Below are 3,027 nucleotides of genomic sequence, written 5' to 3' on the forward strand. Positions count from 1 at the left end.
CGCTCTGTCACTTGCTTGACTGCTTCAATCTTGAATTCTTCGGTGTACCGCTTGCCGCTCATAACTTCTCCTTGAACCTACAATTATAGGCTCAGGAGTGTCTAGTGAACTCGTGGCGATTCAGCGGAACGGTTTAAGGGACTATGGGACGATTGGCTATGCAGGACAATGGGACCTCTGAACCACTCAGAGTTTTGCTCGTTGAGCGCGATGAGGACGTACGGGAAATATTTGTGGCGCTTTTCACCATCCTTGGACATAGTGCAACGGCTGTCCAGTCACCGGCTGAGGCGCTAGACTTGGTTGAAGGACTTCGACCAAACATCGTCTATACGTCCTTGGTCTTTCAGGACATGCACGGGTTTGAATTGGCGACCCGCCTGCGCCAAATGCCAGAACTGGAGCATACGCTCATGATTGCCGTGAGCGGACTGCATTATTCCGGCATTGAAAACATGGCGAAAGCAGCCGGATTCGACGGCTACCTACTGAAACCTGTCTCCATGGAGGCATTGACTGAGTCAATAGCCCTCTACTACGGCGAACGTCCTAAACAGTTCAAGACCTTGTGGAATTAGAGGCCGCTTGCAACTCGTCTAACATACACAGCCATGACTGTTTGTAGCAGACTAACTTGCCCTGTTCGTTCGGTATGCGCTCATCGCCTGTCAGGGTAATTCGACCCTCATTTACCCATACAACGGTAACGTCCCTTAGTTCGCATACAGTCCCTCGGGAACTTTCAATACGGGCTACCTTCGTGGGCCGGTGGCGTCCTTGGTCTGTTTCATCCGCAATGATGAGCTTTCCCCTATGCTTAACGGTAGAGCGGTCGTTGAGCATTCGTCGATCTACTTCAACACCACGATTGAACATTCTGACCATTTTGACCTGCATGATTGCACCTTTAAATACTGTACGCATATACAGTATAGCAAGTTGAATGGACTTTTCTGTGCCTGTTCTACATGAAGGCTATCAGGGAGCCTTAGGAAGGCGCTGGCGCTGCTGAACGATTGAGTTGAGGGTTTGCGGTGGCTTGCCAAGCCTTGTGGCCTTACAGAGGCTTTGGTGGCTTCAGCGCACCCAGGTACGAGGCAAGAACAGTGTTGGCTTATGTGCGGTCCGAATGGTCAGCATCGGCTACGATGGTATGCAGGGATCAGCCGGGTAGAGAAAGCCATGTCCGCTGACTGTGTAGCAGGGTAAGCAGAGCGGCGGCACGGCAGCGCAATCAGCCCTAGGCGATCTTTCGATATTGCTGACAAAAAGACCCCCTCTACCTTCCCATTTGGGATCAATTTGCAAAAGTGTTAAACCCTTTTGTTTTGTTGTTGTTATTGGGCGTTTGACGGACGAGAAGGATTTTCCACACACACAGGCATACCCCCGCCCCCCACGGCCCGCCCCGACAAGTACAAGGTAGCCTCCGACTTGACGCTATAAGTACCCCCCGGTATGGGCGGGCGCTACCTCCATCCCAAGAGGCCAGAGGTATCACTTGAGCACCACATTAGGTAACATAAGACACCTTTAGCGCGCTTACATTTTGCTTGCGCTAATCAGTAAGTCGTTGATATGATTGGGTTTTGCAGCACCCCTCGCTCCACTCGTACAAGGTTGGGAAGTAGGTTCGATCTTTGCAGTCGGCACCAGTATAATTAAGCACTTAGCCCAGCCTTCATGGTTGGGCTTTTTGCTTTCTGACGTTAGCGTAACCGCTGTGCAACCTAGCCGCTTGTCATAACTGGCCGTATAGCTGCAGCGTCTATATAGCGGACCGCTTCAGTAGTTCGTGCAGGACGCGATCTTCTACGTTTTTCTATCAGAAAAATACGGAGCATCACTTGTCGACAACTATCCCTCTAATGGTTGCTGCGGCTTCCCATTAGACGAAAATAACGAAGTACAAGATTCTTGGGAAGATGGTTCAAGGCTCACGCACGATAATTCCATATTGTTCTCTCACCAACGCAATGCGACTTCTCTTATACTGTCGCAGTACCGAAAGTAACAGAACAAGATGGACGAGAATCGCGTCATGCCGGTGCATGAATACCAGGACCTGCAGGCGACCGATTCCAAGGCAGACGTACGATTCACGAAGGGGGCGAGACAACTAAGATCGACACCGTAATCTGGGGCTACTCGAGCGACAGCTAGAAATGGATATCGTCGTTCTTTCAGCGGTAACCAGATCCGCGCGATATTCTATAGTGGCAATCGTACTCACTGCAGCACCCTCAACGGAATAAAGACTGCACTGCCTACAACATAGTCATCGAAAAGCTGGACCAGCCAACCATGGTTTCGATTTCAACGGACGGGTTGAGCCGTTATGCGTCTCTCAAGGACACGGACATGGCGGTGCGCATGGAGCGTGGTCGAGTCGAGGCGGTCGTGTCTATAACTTAGGCATCAGTCCGCCCGAGTTCTGCGGGATAGGGATGGCCGGCGCTCCTTTAGCGTAGCATCCGCCCTACAGCCAGCGAGTAAAAGACATTCGAGCACGACATGTGCGACGTACGCTGTAAAGATCGCCACCCTGGAAAGCAGATTCTGGTTTCACACTGGAAAGGTATGTTAAACCCCCGACTGTGTCTGATTCAACAAAGTAACGGTAAAGAGGAGCCATGAGCTGCAATCATACATACAAGCCAATTGTTAAATCTACGGATAATAACAATGTCCTATATTCGTGCAAAACACGTCCTGACTATCTATCTGTTTACTACCATAGATCTGGTGCACTAGCCGCCACTAAAGGTTGTTGGACGATCAGTAAGGACGAAGAATTATTCAGGTTCTACTGTGCATATGACAACAACAACTGTACTCCTGATTATGGCGGGCTCTGGCATATTGAAAACACCGAAATTTATATCGGAACAAATGAGGAAATGAGGACCTGTCAGAAATTCTGTGTGCGGGGCCAGAATTTCGTAGTTAATTAATCGCGTTCGTGAAGCGTTCGCCGAACATGATGGCGAACTGGTTGGCAGCAAGCTTCCAGGTACGCGGCGCCAT

General features: G+C 50.2%; 1 protein-coding gene. It reads left to right on the plus strand.

Annotated features, from left to right (window positions below; genetic code table 11):
- Nucleotides 1-158 precede the first annotated feature (158 nt).
- A complete protein-coding gene (locus J3U95_RS28035) occupies nt 159-578 on the plus strand; it encodes a response regulator (protein ID WP_208281743.1) in 420 nt (139 codons plus the stop codon).
- Nucleotides 579-3,027 lie beyond the last annotated feature (2,449 nt).

This window comes from Massilia oculi (genome assembly GCF_017582745.1).
Taxonomy (GTDB): domain Bacteria; phylum Pseudomonadota; class Gammaproteobacteria; order Burkholderiales; family Burkholderiaceae_D; genus Telluria; species Telluria oculi_A.

Excerpts from the sequence above, each read along its gene's own strand:
- J3U95_RS28035 (WP_208281743.1), top strand. The coding sequence starts at position 159 with ATGCAGGACAATGGGACCTCTGAACCACTCAGAGTTTTGCTCGTTGAG.